The 1,696-nt window shown below is 62.1% G+C and carries 2 protein-coding genes and 1 pseudogene; 2 read left to right on the forward strand and 1 reads right to left on the reverse strand.

The features are described 5' to 3' along the window. Positions 1-78 precede the first annotated feature (78 nt). Positions 79-519 carry an Lrp/AsnC family transcriptional regulator gene (locus EN935_RS34690; RefSeq protein ID WP_126070787.1) on the forward strand — a complete coding sequence of 147 codons (441 nt, stop codon included), beginning with the start codon at positions 79-81 and terminating at the stop codon, positions 517-519. 19 nt (positions 520-538) lie between these two features. On the opposite strand, the gene EN935_RS34695 is transcribed toward EN935_RS34690, so the two are convergent. After that, positions 539-1,072, reverse strand: coding sequence for a TetR/AcrR family transcriptional regulator (locus EN935_RS34695; RefSeq protein WP_109665250.1), 534 nt, complete (start codon positions 1,070-1,072; stop codon positions 539-541). A gap of 145 nt (positions 1,073-1,217) precedes the next feature. On the opposite strand from EN935_RS34695, the pseudogene EN935_RS34700 reads away from it, so the two are divergent. Continuing rightward, positions 1,218-1,696, forward strand: a pseudogene (locus EN935_RS34700) (efflux transporter periplasmic adaptor subunit); the annotation flags it as partial.

Below are 1,696 nucleotides of genomic sequence, written 5' to 3' on the forward strand. Positions count from 1 at the left end.
CCGGCAAAGCGTCGGTTGCGCCGGCACAATGACTGCATTGGCCGGCACATTAACGGAAGCGGATGGGAGCGTGGTGTGATGAGGGAACTGGACGCCAAGGACAGGGACATTCTCGGCATCCTGTCGAAGGAGGCCCGCATCCCGCTGAAGACGCTTGCGGGACGCATCGGCCTGTCGCGCAGCGCGACGAGCGAGCGGGTGGCCTCGCTGGAAAAAAGCGGCGTCATCCGTGGCTACCGCGCCGATATCGGTCAGATGGACAAGGGGCTGATCTGCGCCTTCCTGCTTGTCACGCTGATACGCACGCCGTCGATCGGTATCCTCGACCAGCTGGCGCGCTATCCGGAAGTCCGGCGGGTGTCATCGGTCAGCGGCCAGCTCGATCTCATCGTCGAGATCGAGGTGCCGTCCATCGACAGGCTGAACACGCTGCGCGATCTGATCGCCAGTCATGGCGGTGTCGAGGACCTGACAACCGCGATCGTCCTGCGCCGCGACATCGAGCGCGCCGTGGATTGAGCCCCTCGATCAGCCGTGCCTATCTGGCAATCTCGAGCAAGGACGATACCAGCAGCTCTCGCTCGTCTTTCGACAGGACGTCCGAATCGAAGAGGTTCATGCTGCGCAATCCCTCGATGGCGAGGTAGCAGACCAGCAGCGATTTGAGGTCCGGCGTCTCGCCCTTCAGCCGCTCGAAAAGCTGCCGCTTGAATGTCTTTATCGGCGTCATGAAATCGGGATCCTCGGCGATCGCCGAGAAGATCCAGGACGCGGACGGCTGCTTGTCCTCGCAATCATTGGCCGACAGCCTGATGTAGACGGCCAGCGGATTTTCGTCCTTGTCATTCGTGCGGGCGGAGTCCAGCGCGTGCTCGAATTCACGCAGATAGCCTTCGACCAGACCTTGCATCAATTTGGCCTTGGTCGGGAAATTGTAGAGCAGCCCGCCCTTCGATACACCGGCGCGGCTGGCGACCGCTTCCAGCGACAGGCTGCCGGGCCCGGATTCCCGTGCGACATCGGCCGCCGCAGCGAGAATTTTCTCGCGCGAGTTCGTTCGTTGGGCTCTCATGGCGCCTCCCTTCGCAAGCTTAGGCCCAATTGACAAGACCGTCCAGACGGTACAGTAAGACCGCCACTATTTGAAATCGGGACCCGCAGTCGATATGTGTCCCGATGTCCGCGCTTCGCGCCGGATTTCGACTGAGGGGACCTCCTTGTTCAAGCGCATACTCCGTATCTTTATCATCGTTCTGGTTCTGGCCGTGCTCGTTGTCGTGGTCGGCGGTATCGTCGGCTTCAACTTCCTGCGCGACAACGGCATCAAGCAGTATTTCGCATCGATGAAGCCGCCGGCGGCAACTGTGTCGACGACCATCGCAAAGCCTTCAACCTGGACGCCGGGCGTCGAGGCGATCGGTACGGTCAAGGCCGTACGCGGTGTTGACCTGACGGTTGAGACCACCGGCATCGTCAAGGACATCCTTTTCCATGCCAACCAGAAAGTGGCCGACAATGCGGTTCTGCTGCAGCTCGACGACGCCGTCGAGCGCGCCGATCTCGACGCGCAGAAAGCGCAGGCCGCGCTCGATCAGACATCGCTGGCCCGCGCCATCGAACTGACGAGGCGTGGCGTCGGCTCCGACTCGACGCTGGACACGGCGCGTGCGTCGGCCTCGGCCTCGGCCTCTCAGGT

The sequence above is a fragment of the Mesorhizobium sp. M7D.F.Ca.US.004.03.1.1 genome (genome assembly GCF_003998635.1).
Taxonomy (GTDB): Bacteria; Pseudomonadota; Alphaproteobacteria; order Rhizobiales; family Rhizobiaceae; genus Mesorhizobium; species Mesorhizobium loti.

Excerpts from the sequence above, each read along its gene's own strand:
- EN935_RS34690 (WP_126070787.1), top strand. The coding sequence starts at position 79 with ATGAGGGAACTGGACGCCAAGGACAGGGACATTCTCGGCATCCTGTCG.
- EN935_RS34695 (WP_109665250.1), bottom strand. The coding sequence starts at position 1,072 with ATGAGAGCCCAACGAACGAACTCGCGCGAGAAAATTCTCGCTGCGGCG.